This window comes from Melioribacter sp., from assembly GCF_049325435.1.
GTDB classification, from domain to species: domain Bacteria; phylum Bacteroidota; class Ignavibacteria; order Ignavibacteriales; family Melioribacteraceae; genus Melioribacter; species Melioribacter roseus.
In genome coordinates, this window is the sequence record NZ_JBMOLD010000009.1 from 71787 (window position 1) to 93998 (window position 22212).

Annotated in this window: 22 protein-coding genes; 6 read left to right on the top strand and 16 right to left on the bottom strand. The window is 42.7% G+C overall.

Features of this window, described 5'->3' with window-relative positions; genetic code table 11:
• Window position 1: 1 nt before the first annotated feature.
• The 8 genes from ACOYVE_RS05870 to rplM all read right to left on the bottom strand — a co-directional run bounded on the left by ACOYVE_RS05870 (window position 2) and on the right by rplM (window position 7277).
• Window positions 2–628, bottom strand: coding sequence for a L,D-transpeptidase family protein (locus ACOYVE_RS05870; protein ID WP_014856359.1), 627 nt, complete (start codon window positions 626–628; stop codon window positions 2–4).
• 52 nt (window positions 629–680) lie between these two features.
• Window positions 681–2933, bottom strand: coding sequence for a phosphate acetyltransferase (pta, locus tag ACOYVE_RS05875; RefSeq protein ID WP_014856358.1), 2253 nt, complete (start codon window positions 2931–2933; stop codon window positions 681–683).
• 162 nt (window positions 2934–3095) lie between these two features.
• Entirely contained in the window at window positions 3096–3656 is a 561-nt protein-coding gene (frr, locus tag ACOYVE_RS05880; protein ID WP_422881222.1) for a ribosome recycling factor, read from the bottom strand.
• A gap of 24 nt (window positions 3657–3680) precedes the next feature.
• A complete protein-coding gene (gene pyrH / locus ACOYVE_RS05885) occupies window positions 3681–4400 on the bottom strand; it encodes a UMP kinase (protein ID WP_014856356.1) in 720 nt (239 codons plus the stop codon).
• An 80-nt stretch (window positions 4401–4480) separates the two neighbouring features.
• Window positions 4481–5350 (bottom strand): translation elongation factor Ts, encoded by an 870-nt coding sequence (gene tsf / locus ACOYVE_RS05890; RefSeq protein WP_014856355.1) that lies wholly within the window; start codon window positions 5348–5350, stop codon window positions 4481–4483.
• A gap of 61 nt (window positions 5351–5411) precedes the next feature.
• Window positions 5412–6323 carry a 30S ribosomal protein S2 gene (gene rpsB, locus ACOYVE_RS05895; protein ID WP_014856354.1) on the bottom strand — a complete coding sequence of 304 codons (912 nt, stop codon included), beginning with the start codon at window positions 6321–6323 and terminating at the stop codon, window positions 5412–5414.
• 114 nt (window positions 6324–6437) lie between these two features.
• On the bottom strand, window positions 6438–6824 hold the full coding sequence (rpsI, locus tag ACOYVE_RS05900) for a 30S ribosomal protein S9 (RefSeq protein WP_014856353.1): 387 nt from the start codon (window positions 6822–6824) through the stop codon (window positions 6438–6440).
• A 12-nt stretch (window positions 6825–6836) separates the two neighbouring features.
• The gene (rplM, locus tag ACOYVE_RS05905; protein WP_014856352.1) at window positions 6837–7277 is read right to left on the bottom strand and encodes a 50S ribosomal protein L13; all 441 of its coding nucleotides are present in this window, start codon (window positions 7275–7277) and stop codon (window positions 6837–6839) included.
• Window positions 7278–7526: 249 nt separating this feature from the next.
• On the opposite strand from rplM, the gene ACOYVE_RS05910 reads away from it, so the two are divergent.
• Entirely contained in the window at window positions 7527–8573 is a 1047-nt protein-coding gene (locus ACOYVE_RS05910; RefSeq protein WP_014856351.1) for a 1,9-bis(guanidino)-5-aza-nonane synthase, read from the top strand.
• 41 nt (window positions 8574–8614) lie between these two features.
• Here the strand turns inward: ACOYVE_RS05910 and ACOYVE_RS05915 are convergent, their stop codons facing one another.
• Genes ACOYVE_RS05915 through metH form a run of 6 tightly spaced genes read right to left on the bottom strand, consistent with a single transcriptional unit; the run spans window position 8615 to window position 17363 of the window.
• Window positions 8615–9070: a YhcH/YjgK/YiaL family protein gene (locus ACOYVE_RS05915; RefSeq protein WP_014856350.1), complete on the bottom strand. Its 456-nt coding sequence runs from the start codon at window positions 9068–9070 to the stop codon at window positions 8615–8617.
• 26 nt (window positions 9071–9096) lie between these two features.
• Window positions 9097–9633, bottom strand: coding sequence for an outer membrane protein (locus ACOYVE_RS05920; RefSeq protein ID WP_014856349.1), 537 nt, complete (start codon window positions 9631–9633; stop codon window positions 9097–9099).
• A 10-nt stretch (window positions 9634–9643) separates the two neighbouring features.
• Complete coding sequence (locus ACOYVE_RS05925) at window positions 9644–11506, bottom strand: CocE/NonD family hydrolase (protein ID WP_422881226.1); 1863 nt, start codon at window positions 11504–11506, stop codon at window positions 9644–9646.
• A 14-nt stretch (window positions 11507–11520) separates the two neighbouring features.
• Window positions 11521–12255, bottom strand: a complete 735-nt coding sequence (locus tag ACOYVE_RS05930; RefSeq protein WP_014856347.1) for a nucleotidyltransferase family protein — start codon at window positions 12253–12255, stop codon at window positions 11521–11523.
• On the bottom strand, window positions 12255–13682 hold the full coding sequence (locus ACOYVE_RS05935) for a RapZ C-terminal domain-containing protein (RefSeq protein WP_422881228.1): 1428 nt from the start codon (window positions 13680–13682) through the stop codon (window positions 12255–12257). The genes ACOYVE_RS05930 and ACOYVE_RS05935 overlap by 1 nt, the downstream gene beginning before the upstream one ends.
• 9 nt (window positions 13683–13691) lie before the next feature.
• Window positions 13692–17363, bottom strand: a complete 3672-nt coding sequence (gene metH, locus ACOYVE_RS05940) for a methionine synthase (protein ID WP_422881230.1) — start codon at window positions 17361–17363, stop codon at window positions 13692–13694.
• A gap of 118 nt (window positions 17364–17481) precedes the next feature.
• On the opposite strand from metH, the gene rfaD reads away from it, so the two are divergent.
• The 5 genes from rfaD to ACOYVE_RS05965 all read left to right on the top strand — a co-directional run bounded on the left by rfaD (window position 17482) and on the right by ACOYVE_RS05965 (window position 20333).
• A complete protein-coding gene (rfaD, locus tag ACOYVE_RS05945) occupies window positions 17482–18456 on the top strand; it encodes an ADP-glyceromanno-heptose 6-epimerase (protein WP_014856344.1) in 975 nt (324 codons plus the stop codon).
• A gap of 17 nt (window positions 18457–18473) precedes the next feature.
• Window positions 18474–18824, top strand: coding sequence for a four helix bundle protein (locus tag ACOYVE_RS05950; RefSeq protein ID WP_014856343.1), 351 nt, complete (start codon window positions 18474–18476; stop codon window positions 18822–18824).
• A gap of 17 nt (window positions 18825–18841) precedes the next feature.
• On the top strand, window positions 18842–19300 hold the full coding sequence (locus tag ACOYVE_RS05955; protein WP_014856342.1) for an NUDIX hydrolase: 459 nt from the start codon (window positions 18842–18844) through the stop codon (window positions 19298–19300).
• Between the two features lie 103 nt (window positions 19301–19403).
• Window positions 19404–19928 carry a hypothetical protein gene (locus ACOYVE_RS05960; protein ID WP_157867367.1) on the top strand — a complete coding sequence of 175 codons (525 nt, stop codon included), beginning with the start codon at window positions 19404–19406 and terminating at the stop codon, window positions 19926–19928.
• Window positions 19929–19937: 9 nt separating this feature from the next.
• The gene (locus ACOYVE_RS05965) at window positions 19938–20333 is read left to right on the top strand and encodes a phosphoribosyltransferase (RefSeq protein WP_014856340.1); all 396 of its coding nucleotides are present in this window, start codon (window positions 19938–19940) and stop codon (window positions 20331–20333) included.
• 29 nt (window positions 20334–20362) lie between these two features.
• Here the strand turns inward: ACOYVE_RS05965 and ACOYVE_RS05970 are convergent, their stop codons facing one another.
• The gene (locus ACOYVE_RS05970; protein WP_014856339.1) at window positions 20363–20863 is read right to left on the bottom strand and encodes a DinB family protein; all 501 of its coding nucleotides are present in this window, start codon (window positions 20861–20863) and stop codon (window positions 20363–20365) included.
• A 33-nt stretch (window positions 20864–20896) separates the two neighbouring features.
• On the bottom strand, window positions 20897–22201 hold the full coding sequence (locus ACOYVE_RS05975) for an NCS2 family permease (RefSeq protein ID WP_014856338.1): 1305 nt from the start codon (window positions 22199–22201) through the stop codon (window positions 20897–20899).
• Between the last annotated feature and the right edge of the window lie 11 nt (window positions 22202–22212).

The following is a 22212-nucleotide window of genomic DNA, read 5'->3' on the forward strand; positions in this document are numbered from 1 at the left end:
GTCAATGAATAATGGTTACCGGTGTGCCGATTTTAACTACGGAACAAAGTTCGTCGATGTCTCTGTTGCTGACAGCGGCAGAACCGTTTGTCCAATTAAACGCAAATGGAAGATTTCTGAAAATATAATCGTATTTGCCTATTCCGTGTATACCGATTCCCGAACCTAAGGGCGTATCCTCAGGGGGGCAATTTTTTTTTTCGCCGGCTTCGATAATCCTTGCGCAATCCTCTTCGTTTATATATCCTTTTCGAAGAGCTTCCGCCGCATCGTAAGCATTAGGATAATTAATATGAATGAATTTATAATATTTGTGCATCGAGTCAATTTCGCAAACGAAGTATTTTCCCGCCGGCGTAATAAGATCGTTTGCGGACTTTTTTACGCTGCCGTTGTTTTGTCCGAAGACAACTTTATAAGTTTTTATTAAATTATTCTCCGAGTATAATTCCAGTTTATAATTTTTTCTGTCGATTAAAATCGAAACGTTATTTAATTGTTTCAATCCTTTACGCGACATTATCTCTGCAAGGCTTTCCTGATTCATATTAAGGAACACGCCATAGAGAACAAGTCCCAGAAAAAAAATTACAATACTTGCGGATATATAAATAATATTACGTAACATCGGTTAATTATTAAGGTCAAAAAGAGGGGCGGCGTCATACCGCCCCTATCTCTTACTTTTTGTTTTCAGCTTCGACAGCCGCTATAGCCGTCATATTTATTATATCTCTTACGGTATCGCCTCTTTGAAGAACGTGAACGGGTTTTTTCATACCCATCAGAATAGGACCGATGACGGTGGCGTCAGTCAAACGTTGCAATAATTTATACGAAATATTGCCCGCATCGAGATTGGGAAATATCAGCACATTGGCGCCGCCTTTTAAATCCGAAAAGGGAAATTCGGATTCGAGGCGTTCGGGAACAACGGCCGTATCGGCTTGCATTTCTCCGTCGATTAACAAATCCGGTCTTTTCTCTTTAACTATGCGAACCGCTTCGGCGACTTTACGCGACTGAGGGCTTGGGGCGCTACCGAAATTACTGAAGGAGAGCATGGCAATCTTCGGCGTCAGATCGAATACCTTTACGGTTTCCGCGGCGCTTATTGCAATTTCTGCCAATTGCTCGGCAGTCGGGTCGACGTTTACCGTAGTATCGGCAAAGAAAAAGATTTTTCGTTTTATAATTACAATATACATTCCCGAAACAATCTTAAAGCCCTCTTTAACGCCGATACACTGAAGAGCGGGACGAATTGTCTGAGGATAGTGAGAAGTCAATCCGCTCAACAGCGCGTCTGCGTCTCCCATTTCGACCATCATAGCTCCGAAATAATTCGGTTGTTTCATCATTTGTCTGGCGTCTCTCGGAGTAACGCCTTTACGCTGGCGTTTTTTGTAAAAAGCTTCGGCATATTTCTCGAGTTTATTCGAGTTTTCCGGATCGATAATTTCAAATATTTTTTCGTCGTATTCGAGCTCCTTTATTTTACTTTTAATAACAGATTCGTTTCCGAGCAGAACTGGCAAGCCGATATTTTCTTCGTAGACAGAATGCGCAGCTCTAATGATTTTTTCTTCTTCCCCTTCGGCATAAACAATTTTCTTAGGGCTCTTTCTTGCCTTGTGGAGCATTACCCTTACGATTTCAGTCGAGAATCCGAGACGTTCCTGCAACTGTTCTTTATATGCTTCGAAATCTTCAATTGGTTTTCGCGCCACTCCTGTATCCATTGCGGCTTTTGCTACAGCGGGAGCCACATACCATAAAACGCGCGGGTCGAAGGGTTTTGGAATGATGTATTCAGGACCGAAAGAGAATTCCTTACCTCCGTATGCGTGCAATACGACTTCGGGCACTTTTTCCTTCGCCAGTTTAGCCAGCGCTTTTACTGCCGCCATTTTCATTTCCTGATTAATCTTGCGCGCTCTTACATCGAGAGCGCCTCTGAAAATAAACGGGAATCCCAGCACGTTATTTACCTGATTCGGATAATCGCTTCTGCCCGTAGCCATAATAACGTCGCTTCTTGCTTCAATTGCATCATCATAAGTAATCTCTGGATCGGGATTAGCCATAGCAAAAACAATAGGATTCTTCGCCATCGATTGTACCATCTCTTTGCTGACCACATTCCCTTTCGACAGACCGATAAAAACATCGGCGCCTTTCATAGCATCGGCTAAATCGTTATAAACAACTTCCTGCGCAAACTGTTCTTTGTACTTGTTCAGGTCGTTTCTCTTCTTATTAATATGCCCTTTGGAATCGAACATCGAAATATTTTCTCTCGAGGCGCCTGCCGCTATATACATATTGCAGCACGATATTGCAGAAGCTCCCGCGCCCGAGACCACTATTTTCAAGTCCTTCAGTTCTTTTCCGGCAATCTCGGCGGCATTGATTAACGCGGCGCAGGATATTATTGCCGTCCCGTGCTGGTCGTCGTGAAAGACGGGAATATTCATTGTCCTTATCAATTCTTCTTCGATCTCAAAACATTCCGGAGCTTTAATATCTTCCAGATTAATGCCTCCGAAGGTAGGTTCGAGCAGCTGTACTGCTTTGATTAATTCTTTCGGGTCTTTGGTATTAATTTCGATATCGAAAACGTCGATGTCGGCAAACCTTTTGAACAATACTCCCTTACCTTCCATGACCGGTTTACCGGCGTGCGGGCCGATATCTCCGAGTCCCAGAACAGCCGTCCCGTTCGAAACAACCGCCACAAGATTACCCTTGGCGGTATAATTATAAACGTCGTCGTCGTTTCTGGCTATTTCTCTGCACGGTTCGGCTACGCCCGGCGTATAAGCCAGCGAAAGTTCGCGCGCGGTATAGCACGGTTTGGTAGGCACAACTTCTATTTTGCCTTTTCGGCCCTCGCTGTGATAACGAAGAGCTTCTTCTTTAAGTGTTGACATAAACGCCTCGAAAACTTGTTTGATTTATTTATTTGTATACTAAAATATGGATTATAGTTTTAAAGTGCTCGGAGATTTTGACGATTTTACTCGGGGAAAGATTCACATGAAAAGGCAAAAATTTTTGCCCCGTATATTTTATACGGGGCGACTTTGAGGTGATTATACCTGCATAATTTCTTTTTCTTTATGCTTGATCATTTCATCAACCTTGGCGATATGTTCATCGGTGACTTTTTGTACTTCTTTTTCGAGGTCTTTTAATTGGTCTTCAGTAATTTCTTTGTTCTTTTCCATTTTTTTCAGATGGTCGTTAGCGTCTCGTCTAACGTTTCGAAGAGCTATTTTGGCGTCCTCGCCGAATTTTTTAACGAGTTTAACCAATTCTTTTCTCCTTTCCTCGGTTAAAGGAGGAATAGGAACTTTGATATTGGTGCCGTCGTTAACGGGATTCAAACCGAGGTCTGCGGTCATAATGGCTTTTTCGATGGCTCCGATAACGGACTTATCCCAGGGCGTAATCGAAAGAGTGTGCGCGTCCAAAACCGTTACGTTAGCCACCTGGTTTAGAGGAGACATGGAGCCGTAATATTCAACCTTAATGCCGTCGAGGAGCGCAGTTGTAGCTTTGCCCGTTCTTATTTTGGTTATCTCGCTTCTGAACGCTTCTATGCTCTTATCCATTCTGTTTTTGGCGTCTTTAATTACTGGATGTGTATTCATAACAGCCCCGTTTTTATTGTAAAATTAATAATTTCCGACAGAAGTGCCTATTTGTTCGCCGGTAATAATCTTGTAAAGATTATCGGTTTTATCCATATTAAACACAATTATAGGCAAATTATTTTCTCTGCACAAACTGATGGCGGTTAGATCCATTACTCTCAGATTATTCTGCAGAACATCCATATAAGATATTTTGTCGAACATATTCGCATTCGGATTTTTTTCGGGGTCCGAATCGAAAACGCCGTCGACACGAGTGCCTTTGAATATTGCGTCGGCTTCGATTTCCACAGCGCGAAGAGTAGCGGCGGTATCGGTGCTGAAATACGGATGCCCTGTGCCGGCTCCGAAAATGACGATTCTTCCCTTCTCGAGATGACGAATTGCCCGGCGTCTTATATAAGGCTCGGCAATTTCTTCCATTTTAATAGCGCTCATCAGTCGCGTATAAACGCCCTTTTTTTCGAGCGTATTCTGGAGCGCTAGCGAATTTATAATGGTTGCAAGCATCCCCATCTGATCGCCCGTAACTCTGTCGATACCCTGAGAAGACGCGTTCAAACCTCTGTAAATATTGCCTCCGCCTATAACCAAGCCGATTTGCACGCCGAGATTATGCACCTTTATAATTTCATCGGCAAAATAATTTAGTATTTCGGGGTCGATACCGTATGAATGAGCGCCCATGAGGGATTCGCCGCTGAGCTTGAGTAGAATTCTTTTGTATTTTAATTCCGCCATCAAAAACTCGAATTAATTAAAAGGGGTAAGTCAATATAAAAAAAAAGGTCTTATTTGAAAATAAGACCTTTTTTATCGGATTATTTTTTTTCGTCGCTCGTGTGATATCTTCTGAAAGTCTTCAATTTTACCTGAGAGCCGTTGGCTTTGTTGAATTCATCGATTAAAGCGCCGACTTTCTTGGCGTTGTCTTTAACAAAGACCTGCTCTACGAGGCAGTTTTCTTCGTAGAATTTATTCAATTTACCGGTTGCAATTTTTTCGAGCACCTGTTCGGGTTTGCCTTCTTTACGAGCCACTTCTTTGTAAATTTCGAGTTCCTTTTCTACTACGTCTTTGTCAACTTCTTCGCGGTAAATTGTCAAGGGTTTCATTGCCGCAATTTGCATAGCAATATCTTTCATAATAACAGCGAGATCTTCTTTCTTGTCTTCAGGAACATTTTCAGCGGCTAATAAAACGCCCAATTTCGAGCCGTGATGAATATAGTCGACAATCAAACCGTTTTCGACGTTAACGATATCGAATCTTGAAATTTCGATTTTCTCGCCTATTTTTCCTGTAATATCGTTAAGCGCGTCTTTGAGCGTTTTGCCGTCTTTCGAAAGATTCAATAACGCATCTACGTTTTCGGGTTTATGCTCGAGCAAAAGTTCGAGCGCGTTTTCCGCAAATTTTACAAAATCGTCGCTCTTTGCGACAAAATCGGTTTCACAATTAACTTCAAGAATAGCGGCGGATTTACCGTTATCGAATACCTTTGTAAGAATCAAACCTTCGCTGGCTGTTCTTTCCGCTCTTTTTGCAGCAACGGCAGCTCCTTTTTTACGCAAAATTTCGATAGCCTTTTCAAAATCGCCGTTGGACTCCTCGAGAGCTTTTTTGCAATCGAGCATACCGGCGCCGGTTTTTTCTCTTAACTCTTTAACTTGTGCAGCGCTAATAGCCATTATAAACATTCCTCCATATTTAACATTTTACACAAAAGACCGACTCGAAAAACGTCGGACATTAATTTTCGGTTTCTTCGTTTGACGATTCTTCAGATTTTTCTTCTTTGGCTTCGTCTTCTTTTTGAGTATCGGAAGCTTGTACGGTATCGGATTTCTTTTCGTTTTTATTGTCGAATTTTACTTTTCTGATACGCGGTTTTTTCGGTTTTTCGTCTTTTTCTTCTTCGGTTTCGGTAACTTTCTTTTCGCGTTCTTTTTCGGCGGCTTCCTGAGCTTTCAGTTCTTTCGCTTTTGCATTGCCTTCAATTACCGCGTCGGCAATTGCTTTTGTTATTATTTCGATGGCGCGTGATGCGTCGTCGTTAGCCGGAATAACATAATCGATCGGATCGGGATCGCAATTAGTGTCCACTATCGCAAAGACAGGAATGTTGAGTCTGTTGGCTTCTTTAACGGCAATGTCTTCTTTTTTAACGTCGACTACGAAAAGAGCGCCGGGGAGCCGCGTCATAGTTTCGACGCCGTCCAATACTTTGCGGAGCTTGTCTCTTTCGCGCGACAGTTTAAGACGTTCTTTTTTAGTGATTTTTTCGAACGTGCCGTCGCTTTCCATTTTGTCGATATTCTGAAGGCGTTTAACGCTTTTGCGAATAGTGGCAAAGTTTGTGAGCATACCGCCGAGCCATCTTTCGCTTACCCAATTTGCTTCGCATCTTTTTGCTTCTTCGGCAATAATTCCTTTCGCTTGCTTTTTAGTGCCCACAAAAAGAACTCTTTTACCCTGGGAGACCAAATCGAGCATTGCCTGCTTGGCTTGTTCTATGGCTTCCTGAGTTTTTTTAAGGTCGATAATATGAATCCCATTCTTCTCCATGAAGATGTAGGGTTTCATTTTGGGATTCCAACGACGGGTTAAGTGCCCGAAATGGGCGCCAGCTTCGATTAAATCGGTAAGACCAATCTTAGACATAGTAATTCTCCTGTTTTTCTTCTACTCCCTTCTTTCCTTTTCGCGTGGAAAGTTTGCTCTTCATCCCGACGCGCGGGACACAGGAAGCAAAACGGGAGTATGAATGTTAATAAATTATCTCTTAGAAAATTGAAATCTTTTACGTGCTTTTTTCTGACCGTATTTCTTGCGTTCGACCATTCTGGGGTCTCTTTTGAGAAGGCCTTCGGCTTTGAGCAACGGTCTGAAATCGGGATTAATCGCCTCCAGAGCGCGAGCAATTCCCAGACGGATTGCTTCGGATTGTCCTGAAATGCCGCCTCCGTTAGTATTGGCAAAAACGTCGTATTTACCGAGAGTTTCGGTCACAACAAACGGAAGGAGGATATTGTCTCTGTGTTCTTTTTGCGGGAAATAATTTTCGAATTCCCTCTCGTTAACCGTTACTTTTCCGGAGCCGCTTCTCAGAAATACTCTGGCAACTGAATTTTTTCTGCGTCCTACGAAAATTTTATCTGCCATCAAATCTCTCCATTATAAACTAATTACTTCTGGTTTTTGTGCTTTATGAGGATGCTCTTCGCCGGCATAGACTTTTAATTTCTTAGCCAGCTTTCTTCCCAGGCGATTTTTTGGGAGCATTCCCTTGACCGCATGCTCAATAACATATTCCGGTTTCTTTGCCAATAAATCGGAAAAGCTTGTAATTTTGGCGCCGCCGGGATACAACGAGTGGCGAAAATATGTCTTGAGTTGTTCTCTTTTACCGGTCACCTTAATCTTATCGGCGTTAATAACAATCACAAAATCGCCGGTATCCATATTCGGCGTAAATACCGGTTTGTGCTTACCGCGGATAATGCTTGCAACTTTGGCTGCCAACCTGCCAAGCACCTGGTCTTTGGCGTCGACTATATACCACTTTTTCTCCGCATCCTCGGATTTAATAAATTTTGTTATTTTCTCCTGCTTCAAAATATCCTCCGAACATAAAATGCTATTTTTCAAAGGCTTCAAATATATTTCTATATTCCAAGAATGTCAAGAAAAGATTAGTTAAAATTTTCAGTTCTTGTGCCTAAATCGGGCAATAAATGCCAAATCTTGCCCGTTTTGCTCGAAATTACCCGATAATTCAGCCGAAAATTTTTGAGACGATTTGGTAAATAAAAGGGAAAATTATTTATTATATTTCCAGTTCAAATTTAACAGGAAAGGAAAATTATGGCACAGAAAAAAGATTATTTGAAAGAAATAATCAAACATATCGACATTAAGCAACATAATGTCGTACCGTTAGTAGAAGCAATGGAGTCGATGGCATTCAGCGCCAGAGACCTCAACCGCGCGGCGAAAATCTACGAAAAAATGCTTACCGATAAAGATTGTACCGTCATCCTCACACTCGCCGGCAGTCTGTTCAGCGCCGGTCTGAAAAAAGTTGTTCACGATCTGATTGCAAATAACATGGTCGACGTAATCGTGTCGACCGGAGCTATAATGGTGGATCAGGACTTTTTCGAAGCGCTCGGATTCAAACACTATATCGGTTCTCCGTATGTAGACGACAACGAACTGCGCGAGCTTCATATCGACAGAATATACGACACATTCATCGACGAAGACGAACTCAGAATTTGCGACGATACGACCGCTAAAATTTTCGACAGTCTGGAACCGCGACCGTATTCTTCCCGCGAGTTGTTGTGGCATTTCGGAAAATATCTGGAAGACAACGGCGGTCCAAAAGTGGACGACAGCGTTATCTATGCCGCTTACAAAAACAATGTGCCGATTTTCGTACCGGCGTTTTCGGATTGCTCTGCCGGCTTCGGAATTGTTATGCATCAGCATAACAATCCGGAAAATCACGTGTCTTTCGATTCGGGAAAGGACTTTTACGAATTGACTCAAATAAAACTGAAAAGCAAGGAAACCGGCATATTTATGATTGGCGGCGGAGTGCCGAAAAACTTTACGCAGGATATCGTCGTAGCAGCGGACATTCTTCGGGAAGACGCCCCGATGCATAAATACGCGATTCAAATTACCGTAGCCGACGTAAGAGACGGAGCTCTATCCAGTTCGACTCTCAAAGAAGCAAGTTCCTGGGGCAAAGTGGAAACCACTTACGAACAGATGGTTTATTCGGAAGCCACGCTTGCAATGCCTCTTATCGCCGGGTACGCATATCACAAGGGCGTATGGAAAAACAGAGAGAGGAAAGAATTGCAGAAATTGTTCCTCAAAGAAAACGTATCTGTTAAATAAAATAATTAGCAGCCCCTTCCGTAAGCGAGAAGGGGCTTTTTTTATTCGCTCACTTTAACTTTCACAACAACTTTTTTGACCGGAGTCGAAAGATTTACCGCAATTCCCGGCATATGAATGTCGGTCGGAAAAAAGACGGCAAAATGACCGTTTTCGAGAACCAAGAACTCGCCCTCGCCTTTCAGAAACATCAAATCTTTATCAGGATTGTAGTCTTCCGTCACAATCATTTTTGTAGGGAAAGAAAATCCGATTTTTTCTTTTCCGGAAACAATATACTGTATGTCCGCATATCTTTTATGCGCTTCCCATTTGCCTGCCGTTCTGGGTTTTGTGTCGTAATTTTGCACGACTGCAAACACATTTTCGCCGTCAATATCGTATTTGCCTTCATCGATATTTTCAAGATCGCTGCTTTTTAAGAATTCAAAAGCTTTTCGAAAATTTTCTCCCAGCGGGTAATAGAGTTCTGCGTGTTTAATTTGATCGAGTATCATATCTCTCCCCTTTTAGTATTTCAGGCTCAGAGTTCGAAAAGAACTCCAGCAGTAATAATATAAAAATTATTTTTAAATTCGTTTATACCGGGCAGCCGGTCGAGTTTCAAATCGAGAAAAACGTATCTGACATCGCCAGTAAGTATCAAATTTCCAATTCCCAATTCGGCGCCTAAGCCGATATGATAACCGAACTCGCTCTTGGTCTCGTCCCGGAGTCCCAGTAAATTGAATTCCTCGGCATAATCGATTTTAGTATTGTACCATCCTGCCCCGACTGTGCCGTATAAAAGAGGGAAGAAATAGAGCATGCCGCTAACCATTACAGGATACATGGTGGTTTTGAGCGCTCCGCCATCGTATTCTTCGGTACGGTAATTAATAGAAGCTTCGAGAGCCAGCGAACGCGCAAGATAGAATCTGCCGGCAGCCCCCAGCATAACCGAGCCTTCAGCGTCTTCCGACTTGTGATAACCGAGTTGAGGACCGATTGCAATGGTCTGAGCATAAATTCCGGACGTCATAACAACTGCAAAAAACAGTGCGATCAATTTCCGAAGCATGGCGCCTCCGCTATTTTATTGTGTGAAATTTAATGTGCGACGGATATTTTTTGCCGAAATAAACTCTGTGAACCGCTTTTTGAAAATCGTCTTCGGTTGCATTATAGATATCCACGAATTTCTGCGGATTCCTGTCGAAGAAGGGGAAGAAACTGCTCTGAATTTGAATCATTATCCTGTGACCTTTTCGGAATGTATGGTCGATATCGTTCAGTCGAAATCCGACGTTTGTTATTTTATTAGGGACGAACGGTTCGGGCTTTTCGTAACTGTTTCTGAATTTTCCTCTCATTATTTCATAACGGATCAGCCGCTGGTAACCCCCGTATTCGATTTCGGAATCACGCCCGTCTTCTTCGTCGTACGGATATACGTCGATTATTTTTACGACCCAGTCAGCGTCCGTGCCGCTTGTTGATACATAAATGTCGACGTCGATCGGACCGGAAATAGTATAATCTTCGTCAAGGGGCTCGGTCGAATAAGTCAGCACGTCGGGGCGCGCGTCGGCGAAGCGTTGGTCCTCGCTCATATAAGTTCTGTTATACATTCTGCGCGAATCGTAAAATTTGGAAGTATAAGGAACCGGATTAAAAGGGTCGCTTACAAATTCATCGTAGAGCAAAACATCTTCCGTCGGCTTTTCCCATAAGAGACTTCCGTTATTACCAAGATAAAGACTTGATAATCGGGACTCGTCAGGCGGAAACTTTTTATAGCCGATCCATTTGTCGCTGCCGGTTCTGTATGTCAGTACTTCAGGTAATTCCAAACGACCTTTATCTTTCAAATAATAATTAAAGAACGGAAAGATAATCGAGTCGTTATAAAATTTGCTCGTGCTGTCGGGAAACAGAAAATCGCCGAATGAATTTCCGTCCGAACGAGCCCACCCGCCGTGGCTCCAGGGACCCATAATCAGGCGGCAATCGTTGGAAGGATTTTTTTCTTCGATAGACCTATAAATATTCAAAGGACCGTATAGGTCTTCCGAATCGTACCAACCTCCCACAATCAAAACCGCCGGTTTTGTATTCTTAAAATGAGGCAAAATATTGCGCGTTTTCCAGAATTCGTCATATGCGCCGTGTTCCATAATTTGATTCCAGAAAGGCAAAGAGCCGTGAAAAAATTTTTCGTTAATATTTTTCAGCGGTCCCAAATTGAGGAAAAACGTATACATATCGGGCGAATCGTACGGCTCGATTGTTTTCCATGTAGTGGTAAGAGAATCTCTCGGCTGGTCGAAAGTCTTAAAGAAATTGAACGACATCGAAAGCGAAAAGGCGCCGTTGTGGTGCATATCGTCTCCTATGAACCAATCCGCAATCGGAGCCTGAGGCGACACGGCTTTCAAAGCCGGATGCGAATCGATGAGACTCATCGCCGCATAAAATCCCGGGTAAGAAATTCCCCAGATTCCTACTCTGCCGTTATTATGCTTTAGATTTTTGACAAGCCAATCGATCGTGTCGTAAGTGTCTGTTGTTTCGTCGACGTCGTTTTTGCTTTTTTTATCCGGTATATACGGACGCATATTTACGAATTCGCCCTCGCTCATAAATTTACCGCGCACATCCTGAAAAACGAAAATATATCCTTCTTCTGCAAAAGCTTTATTGGGACCGAGCGCATTCGGATAATTTTCCTCTCCGTAAGGCGCTGCTCTGTAAGGCGTCCGCACCATTAGAATCGGATACTCTTTGGTAGTATCCCGCGGAGTATAAACCGCCGTAAATAGTTTAATACCGTCCCGCATCGGTATTCGATATTCTTTTTTTGTGTAGTGTTCTTTAATCCACTCTTTGCCTTGAGCTGAAATAAAGCTGCCGCAGGTAAGAATAAACAATAAGAATAAAGCTAATCTCTTCATAGAATGATCCCGATTTATAAATAGCGCTCCGCTTTCTTCAGGTTTTCAATTCTGCCCAGATCCATGAAAAGAGAATCGGTATGTTCAATATAGCTAATTTTATTTCTTTCGGGTAAATTTTTTTGCGATGCGAGTTCCAGATAGAATTCAACAAGCGAGAAGATTTCCCTTTCGGGGAAATAGTTAAAAACTTCAGGATGAACCACATGAATACCGTTGAAAGCCAAACGTTCGGTTTTGCCTTCAGGCTCACGAACAATCTTTTTTTCGCCTGTCTTTTCATTCATCCAGCCGTATAAATTTTTCTCTTCGTCAAAGAGGAAATACCTGCTCGACTTTCGCTTTTGAACCGCAAGCGTTATTAAATTATTCTCTTCGATATGAAGCCGGTAAAACTCTTTAAGATCGACGCCGGAAAGGATGTCGACATTGTGGACGAGCACGGGATTTTTACCTGTGAAATAAATAGCGGCTTTTTTCAATCCGCCGCCTGTGTCGAGCAATTTGTCCGATTCATCGGAAATTATGATATCAACGCCGTAATTCTTCCTGGAATTAAGGAAGCTGATAATTTGTCCCGCAAAATGGTGTACATTAATAACAATTCGGGTAAAACCGGCATTGATCAATTTACGGATTACAATATCGAGCAGAGGAACGCCTTTAATCTCAACGAGCGCCTTAGGTTTTGTGTCCGTAAGCGGGCGCAATCTAGTGCCGAGACCCGCAGCCAAAATAAACGCTTCCATTACAAGGGCAACCGTGTATGTTTAAGAATAACTTTTACTTTATATTTTTTTTTCAGATGACGGGCAAGGCTTTCGGCGCAAAAGACAGATCGATGCTGACCGCCCGTACAACCGTAGCAAACCATCAAATCGCGCCAGCCGCGCTCAATATAATTCTCCACGATCTGCTCGACCATATTAATCGATTCGTTTAAGAATTTAATTGCCGCCGGCTGCGACTTCAGAAAGTCGGCTACTTTCTTATTGCGCCCCGTAAGATGTTTGTACTTTTCAATTTTGCCGGGATTCGGAATAGCTCTGCAGTCGAAAACAAATCCGCCGCCGTTGCCGCTTATGTCGTAGGGCATTTTATATCTGTACGAAAAACTGTAAACGCGGACAATCAGGTCTTTGTGCCCCGCGTTCCATTTATATTCTTGCAGTTTCTTGTCGCGTGTTATTTCATTGAGAACCCTGAACAGTTCGGGGATTTTACGAGAGATTTTAATTTTATTCAAAATCGATTCGAGATTTTTAGCGGCATAGGGAATGCTTTGCAAAAAATGGGCTTTACCTTCGAAAAATCCGCGGTTGCCGTAAGCTCCGAACATTTGGATGAGACGTAAAAGAACGAACTCGTAATAATATTTCATAAAATCCGCGCGCCTAATATTCTCCAATTTCCTAACGGATTTGAGATAATGGTTTAACAATTCCGTTCTCAAATCATCGTTCAAGTCGGCTTTTGAATCATACAGCAGAGAAGCGATATCGTATTGCAACGGGCCTTTCCGTCCTCCCTGATAATCGATAAAACAGAGGTCTTCGTTCTTTATCATAATATTACGCGAATTAAAATCTCTGTACATAAAATAATCGCCGCCGGCTTTGGAAAGGTACGCTACAAAATTATTGAAATCCTTTTCAAGTTTATCTTCGTCGAATAATACGCCGACCGGTTTAAGGAAGTAGTATTTGAAATAGTTCAGGTCCCATTTCATCGACAATTCATCGAACGATTTGCGCGGATAACATTTATTAAAATCAATTTTATCTTTTGACAGAACCTGAAACTTCGAGAGCTCTTCTACCGCTCTCTTATATAAATCGATAATATCCGACGGTATAATTTTACCTTTTCTTTTTTTATTCAATAAAGAATACAAGGTTATATCGCCGAGGTCTTCCAGCAAATAATATTTTTTTCTTTTGTCGACGGAATAAATTTCGGGTACGTTCAAACCGAGGTTTTTGAATTTTCCGGTCAAATAAAAAAACGCATTATTCTCGGCAACGTCTTCGTTATATACGCCGATTAATGTTTTATTACCGTCGTTCAACCTGTAATATTTTCTCGCGGAACCGGATGGGGGCAGCGGAGAAATTTCTACGCGGTTGTCATTGAATTCTTTTCCATATAAGTCTTTCAATATTTTTTCTGCACTCATAAGAAATCCTTAAACGTAATTCAGAATAGTGCGCAGCCATTTTTCGGCTTCCGATTTGCTCATTCCTTTTCTTTTTCTGTAATCTTCCAGCTGGTCGACGCCGATTTTGCCTATGTTGAAATATTTAGCGTCCGGATGCGCAATATACCAGCCCGATACCGACGCCGCAGGCATCATAGCCATGCTTTCGGTCAAAGTTATACCCGCATTTTCATCGGGTTTCAGTACTTTCCAGATAGTAATTTTTTCGGTATGATCGGGCAATGCGGGATAACCGGGAGCCGGCCGGATTCCCCTGTATTTTTCCGAGATTAATTCTTCATTCGTAAAATTTTCATCCGAAGCGTAGCCCCACAATTCTTTTCTCACTTTTTGGTGCAAAAGTTCGGCGAAAGCTTCGGCAAGTCTGTCCGCCAGAGCTTTAACCATAATGGCGTTATAGTCGTCGTTTTTCGATTCGTAGTTCTTTACCACATCTTCGATACCGATTCCGGCGGTAACGGCGAAAAGACCTGCATAATCGTTTTCACCGAATTCTTTCGGCATAATAAAATCGGCAAGCGCATAATTGGGCTGACCTTTGACTTTTTTGATTTGCTGCCTCAGCGTATGGAGCACAGCCAGCAATCCGGAACAGGATTCATCGCAATAGAGTTCGATATCGTCGCCCGTAGAATTTGCGGGAAACAAACCGACGACCGCATTTGCCTTCAACAATTTGTTACCGGTTATTTCCTTCAACATTTTCAATGCATCTTCATATAATTTCCGGGCTTCTTTACCGTAAAGATCATCCTTAAAAATAGCGGGATATTTTCCTTTCATTTCCCAAGCCTGGAAGAACGGCGTCCAGTCCATATAACGGCTAATTTCTTCGAGCGGATAGTCATTAAAAACCGTAATTCCCGTTTTGTTCGGTTTGACGGGACGGTAATTATCCCAATCCGCATGGAATTTGTTATTTCGCGCTTCCTGTAGCGAAACAAAGTTTTTCTCGGAAATTTTTCTTATGTGATTTTTTCTTAATTCTTCGTATTCTTTTTTGATTTTGGCGCCGAAATTTTTGTCGGAAAGAAGACTGCTTGCCACGTTAACGCTTTTCGAAGCGTCGAGTACATGAATAACCGAGCCGCTGTATTCGGGAGCTATTTTAACCGCAGTATGAATTCTCGAAGTAGTGGCGCCCCCGATCAAAAGCGGAAGGTTCATTTTTCTTCTTTCCATCTCTTTAGCCACGTGAACCATTTCGTCGAGCGAAGGCGTAATCAATCCGCTCAACCCGATAATATCGGCTTTCTCGTCAATTGCCGTTTGAATAATTTTATCTGCGGGAACCATTACTCCCAGATCAATAATCTTATAATTATTGCAGCCGAGCACAACTCCGACAATATTCTTGCCGATGTCGTGAACGTCGCCTTTGACGGTAGCAAGTAATATTGTGCCTGCATTACTCGGGGCGTTGCTTTTCCGATCGGCTTCGATGTACGGTATTAAGAGCGCCACGGCTTTTTTCATCACTCTTGCGCTTTTAACCACCTGAGGCAGAAACATTTTTCCGGCGCCGAAAAGGTCGCCCACAACATTCATACCTTCCATCAAAGGACCTTCGATAATCGAGAGCGGATGTTTATAAATTTTCAGAGCTTCGTTAATATCCTCTTCAATAAATTCGACAATTCCCTTTATCAAAGCATGCTTCAGTCTTTCTTCTACAGATTCTTTTCGCCACTGTTCGTCTTTTACTTCTTTCCGCTTTGTTTTATCTACGCTGTTGGCATATTCTATTAGTCGCTCGGTAGCGTCGGGTCTTCTGTTCAGCAAAACGTCCTCGACAAGTGTCAACAATTGCGGTTCGATTTCTTCATAGACGGCGAGCTGTCCCGCATTGACTATGCCCATATCCATTCCCGCTTCGATGGCATGATAGAGAAAAGCCGAATGCATGGCTTCTCTTACCGCATCGTTCCCGCGAAAAGCAAACGAAACATTGCTTACTCCTCCGCTTACTTTAGCCAAAGGCAAATTATTTTTAATCCATCTTACAGCTTCGATATAATCGAGCGCATATTGATTGTGTTCTTCGATTCCTGTGGCAACCGCAAATATATTCGGATCGAAAATTATATCCTGAGGCGGGAATCCGACTTCTTTGGTAAGTATTTCGTAAGCTCTTTTGCATATCGAAATTTTTCTTTCAAAAGTATCCGCCTGGCCTTCTTCGTCGAAAGCCATTACGATTACCGCCGCTCCGTATTTCAAAATTTTTTTTGCCTGTTCTTTGAACGCCTCTTCGCCTTCTTTGAGAGAAATAGAATTGACAATGCCTTTTCCCTGAAGGCATTTAAGTCCCGCTTCGATGACGCTCCATTTGGAAGAATCGATCATAACCGGCACGCGCGCGATATCAGGCTCCGAAGAAATTAAATTCAAAAATTTAGCCATTGCTTCTTCGGAATTGATCATCGCTTCGTCCATATTAACGTCGATAATCTGGGCGCCGTTTTCGACCTGTTCTCTGGCTACCGAAAGAGCTTCTTCATATTTTCCTTCCCTAATTAATCGCGCAAATTTTCTGGAGCCCGCCACGTTTGTTCTTTCGCCTATATTTACAAAATTCGTGTCGGGTCGAAAGACAAGCGGTTCCAGTCCGCTCAGGCTGAGGTACGGTTTCGTAATCGGTATTTTTCTGGGCGGATATTTATCGGCTATTTCAGCAAACGCTTTAATATGCTCGGGCGTTGTTCCGCAGCATCCTCCGACAATATTAAAAAATCCTTCCGCTGCGTATTCCTCCAAAATTTTCAACATAGCTTCCGGCGATTCGTCGTATTGACCGAATTCGTTGGGCAAACCCGCATTCGGATAGATGCTCACATATACGTCGGCTATTTCGGATAATTCCGAAATGAACGGGCGCATTTGCGCCGGTCCGAGGGAACAGTTTAAACCGACGCTCAAAAGATTTTTAGTATGCGAAATCGAAATCCAGAACGCTTCGGTGGTTTGTCCGGATAATGTTCTGCCGCTCATATCGATTACCGTGCCTGAAATCATTATCGGCAGTTCGATCCCGATTTCATCGAATAGCTCCATTATTCCGAACAATGCCGCTTTTGCATTAAGAGTATCGAATACGGTCTCGAGAAGCAAAATATCGGCGCCTCCTTCAATCAAGCCTTTTGCCTGTTCTTTGTATGCCTCTTTCATTTCGTCGAATGTAATTGCCCGATATCCCGGATCGTTTACGTCCGGAGAGACGGACAACGTTTTGTTTGTCGGTCCCAAAGCGCCTGCAACGAATCTCGGTTTCGAAGGAGTTTTGGCGGTAAACTCATCGGCGGCTTCTCTGGCAATCCGAGCCGCCCGATAATTCAATTCGTAAACGTAGGCTTCAGCGCCGTAATCGGCTTGTGAAATCGACGTGGAATTAAATGTGTTGGTTTCGATAATATCCGCTCCCGCTTCGAGGTATTCCCGGTGAATCGATTTTATAATTTCCGGCCGGGTGATAACCAGAATATCGTTATTGCCTTTCAGCGGGGATTTATGGTCACGGAATTTATCTCCTCTGAAATCTTCTTCGCTCAATTTATGGCGCTGAATCATGGTTCCCATTGCGCCGTCGAGTATCATTATGCGCCGATTTAATATATCTTTCAATACATTGAATTTATTCATAAAATTACGCCCGTATTAAGATGAACGGAAAAATTATTAGTTTTGAAGTCGACTTTTATTTTATTTATTGTTTAGAATAATTAATTTTATTTCAAATATAATAATAAATGGGAAGATTATGATAGTTGTAACGGGAGGCGCGGGCTTTATAGGCAGCGCGGTAGTATGGAAATTAAATCTGTCGGGACGGAACGACATCATTATCGTCGACGAACTCGGCTCCGAAAGCAAATGGAAAAATTTAAACGGTCTTTCGTTCGAAGATTTCTACCATAAAGAAGATTTCATAAATTATATAATCAGCGACAGCGTTCCTTTCGAAACCGAAGCGATCATTCACCTCGGCGCTTGTTCTTCGACGACTGAAAAAGACGCCGATTACCTGATGGACAACAACGTTCACTATTCTCAGGAATTGGCAAAATACGCTCTCGAAAACGACGCCCGGTTTATCTACGCTTCCTCGGCCGCCACTTACGGCGACGGATCGAAAGGTTACGACGACGACGAATCCCGCCTGGAAGAATTAAGACCTTTGAACATGTACGGCTACTCGAAACACCTGTTCGATCTCTGGGTCAAAAGAAACGGACTGCTCGACAAAATAGTAGGTCTGAAATATTTCAATGTCTACGGTCCGAACGAATATCATAAAGGCGACATGAGGAGCGTCGTTCATAAAGCGTATCAGCAAATTATGTCGGAAGGCAAGGTAAAATTATTCAAATCGTATCATCCCGAATATAAAGACGGAGAACAAAAGAGAGATTTTGTTTATGTCAAAGACGCGGTCGACATGACTCTCTTTTTTCTTGAGAACCGCCACAAAAACGGAATTTATAATATAGGCACGGGGAAAGCGGAAACCTGGATCGAGCTTGTAACGGCGATATTCAAAGCCCTGGGCAAGCCCGTTAACATTGAATTTATTGATATGCCGGAAAATATACGAGACAAATACCAATATTTTACGCAGGCAAATCTGAAAAAGATACGCTCCGTCGGCTACAAAAATGAAATTATGAACGTTGAAGAAGGAGTAAAGGACTACGTGCAAAATTATTTAATGAAAAAAGAATATCTCGCTTTATAATTCGAACGGAGAAAAAATTGGCAAAAGATCCTTCGAGAGGCGAATTCAGAAAACGCCTCTACTTTTTTACATTGAAACTGATTGAATTTATCGACCAGTTGCCCAAAGACAATGTTTCCCAGCGAATAGGAGACGAACTCTTCGGAAGCGGCACGAGCGTTATAAGCAGTTATATCGAAGCCAGCGCGGCGACATCTACAAAAGAAATAAACATCCACACCATTGCCTCTCTTAAATACGCCAACGAATGTAAATTGTGGTTGGCGCTCGTAAGAGACAGCAAACGCGCCAAGCCCGAAAAAGTAAAATGGTTCCTCGACGAACTCGACGATATTTCCAAGATATTGGCCGATTCGATAAAAAAATAATTGAAAGGGATTCAAAGATGCAGTTGGCTACCCTATGCTATGTTATCGACAAAAATAAAATATTAATGTTACACCGCGTCAAAAAAGAAAACGATATGCACGAAGGAAAATGGAACGGACTGGGAGGTAAATTCGAAGCGGGCGAATCTCCGGAAGATTGCGTCATACGAGAAGTTAAAGAAGAATCGGGATTGATTATTACAGCCCCGAAACTGAAAGGTTTTATAACATTCCCATTATTCGACGGAATAAAAGATTGGTACGTGTTTGTCTATACCGCCAATAAGTTTAACGGGGATCTGATAAATTCGCCGGAAGGTCGTCTCGAATGGATTCCGTATGAAGAATTCGGAAATTTAAATTTATGGGAAGGCGATAAGATTTTCATACCCTGGCTGTTTCAGGAAAAATTTTTCAGCGCAAAATTTATCTATAAAGAGAAAAAACTAGCGGATTACTCCGTGGTGTTTTATTGATGATTATATTTGTCTACCGCATACGCCGGTTTATCTTTGTTAATTTTATCTAATAACGTATATTTGTACCAATTTCAAAAAAGGGGAATCGCTCATGGGGACTATGAACACACTTACAGCAAAAGCAGGCTTGGCGGAAAAATTACAAATCAAAGAAACAATTGCCGTATTCGGCGCGGCAGTTATTCTGCCGATTATTTTTCATCTTTTGCCGAACATTAACGGTACGCCGCTCGGGAAATACGCGCTGCCTATTTTTTATGCGCCTTTCATTGCAGTTTTATTTTTCAGATTTCACACTGCTCTTATCGCTTCCCTGTTGGCTCCCCTCGCAAATTATCTTATCGCCGGCAATCCGGCTTTCGAGATCGTTCAACTCATCACACTCGAACTGACGTTGTTTGTAGCCGCCGCATATCTGCTCAAACGCTTGAACCGCGTAAAATATGCCGTCGCCCCTCTTAGTTATCTTCTTTCGATATTTGCCGTTTATATTCTTACTTCTACCGGGGTGATCGGCTTGCAAATAAAGAGCGGTTATTTAATAAATTCCGTTACAACGGCGCTTCCCGGAATTCTTATCTTAACTTTGTTGAATTTTATTCTGATTAGAAGAAAACAAGATTAAGAAAACCGGATGATAACTCTCGGCTTCGGCGAAATCTCGGAAAGGATAAGATTATTCGAACTCCCGAATTACGATATTGTCGTCGGAATACGCGAAGGAGGTATTGTTCCCGCATCCCTGATTGCCTATAAGTTGAATGCGGAACTGATTACATTAAAAATCAACTACCGAAACAACGACAACCGGCCGATTTATGAAGTTCCGAAAATTTTATCGGAGATTAATGAAAATCTCGAAGGCAAGAAGATTTTAATAGTCGACGACGTTTCCGTAACAGGCAAAACCCTGCAAACAGCCAAGTCGTACTTAAACTTGCCGCAAGCCGACACTCTTGTGCTCAAAGGGAAAGCCGATTACGTCATTTTTCCGGAAATTGGCGCATGCGTAAATTGGCCCTGGAAGTAATTTTTAACGGACGCCCAAATATAATTTGATTACTCCTGCGGGTCCATTCCGTAATCGGCCCATTCTTCTTTTGCGGGTCCGTATACGCCAGGAACTTTCAATCCCGCAAATCTCATAACTACAGTCAATTGCCCGAGATGATGAATATGATGCGCCATGATAACGGAAAGGCTTTTACCGCGTTTCCAGAGTTCCCCGAAAAGGTCGTCTTCACGAAGCAACGTCTCGTCCGTCCAGTTTTTCTCAATCCCGGAATAGAGTCCCGACGCTGTTTCATTGAATTTATCGATTAACTCCCGCACTGTAGCGGGCATCGGAGCTTCCTTTTCGAGCGCGCTGATTTTGAGCCCCATTAATTGAGCCATTTCAACTATCGTCAAAACCATATGCCATGCAATTCTGCCTGCCGATCTGACGTTCTCGTGAAATTTTTTATTGAGGCATTCGTCCGTTAATCCGGAAAATACTTTAAGCGTAGAATCCGTTTCCGATTTCCAATCTTCGAGGAAATCGCTCACTTTACGATACATATTGTCTCCTTCCGATAATAATCAAAACATCATTTAATACGGATAAAAAACATAAAACAAAAGAGAGAACGCAAACAATACCCACATGCCTGTCGAGATTTGCCTGAATTTACCGCCGAGAGTCATAGTAATCGGATAGACCGCAAAACCGGCGGTCATTCCCACGCCGAGATTATAAGTAAAGCACATCATCACAATCGTAACGAAAGCCGGTATTGCCTCAGGCAGATTACCGAAATCGATATTCTTAACCGGCGACATCATCAGAAAGCCTACAATTATTAAGGAGGCGCCGTATGCAAACGGAGGAACGGAAGTAAAAAACGGTGAAAGAAAAAGCGTCAGCAAGAAAAGGAGCGCGGTAACTACCGCAGAAAAGCCGGAACGCCCTCCCGCTTCGATTCCCGCCGCCGATTCGATATAAACTCCCGCCGTTGTGGTTCCGAGCAGAGAAGCTACGACAGTCGACAGGGCGTCGCACAGCATCGGCTTTTCGATATCGGGCAAATTCCCGTTTTCATCCAGCATATCGGCTTTATATGCCAGTCCGAGCAATGTGCCGAGCGTATCGATTAAATCCGTAATAAATATTACGAGTATAACAGCTATAAATCCCCATGTCAACGCGCCTATCCAATCGATTTTCATAAATATCGGCTCAATAGAAGGAGGCATATCAATTATTTTTTGAGGCAACGGAGCCTCGCCTAATATAAACCCCATTATGGCGACGCTCAGAATTCCGATAATAATTGCTCCGTGTACTTTTTTAATCATCAAAGCGGCGATGATAATAAAACCCAGCACAGCCAGCAGAATAGAAACGTCCGATAAATTTCCCACTTTTACCGGAGCGCCCGGCGCGCCCAGACTAACTATGCCCGTATCGTTAAGACCGATAAACGTCAAAAACAGACCGATGCCGACGGCAAAGGAAATTTTAAGCGCCTCGGGGATCTCGTTTGCCAGCCAGCTTCTGATTTTGGTTAATGTCAGAATTGTAAATAAAACGCCGCTAATAAAAATTGCTCCCAATGCGGTCTGCCAACTGTAACCGAGCACTTTTACAACAGTATAAGCAATGAAAGCGTTTTCGCCCATATAGGGCGCAATAGCAAATGGGCGTTTGGCATAAACTCCCATAATAAAAGTGCCGAAAAACGCAGTCAATACCGTAGCAACCATTGAAGGACCGAACGGTATGCCGGCGGCTTCGAGAATTTTGGGATTTACGATGACAATGTACGCCATCGTTACAAAGGTGGTAATTCCTCCGATTATTTCATTACGATAATTCGTGCGGAGTTGTTCGAAATTGAAGTACATTTTAAGAGACATAGCTATCCCCC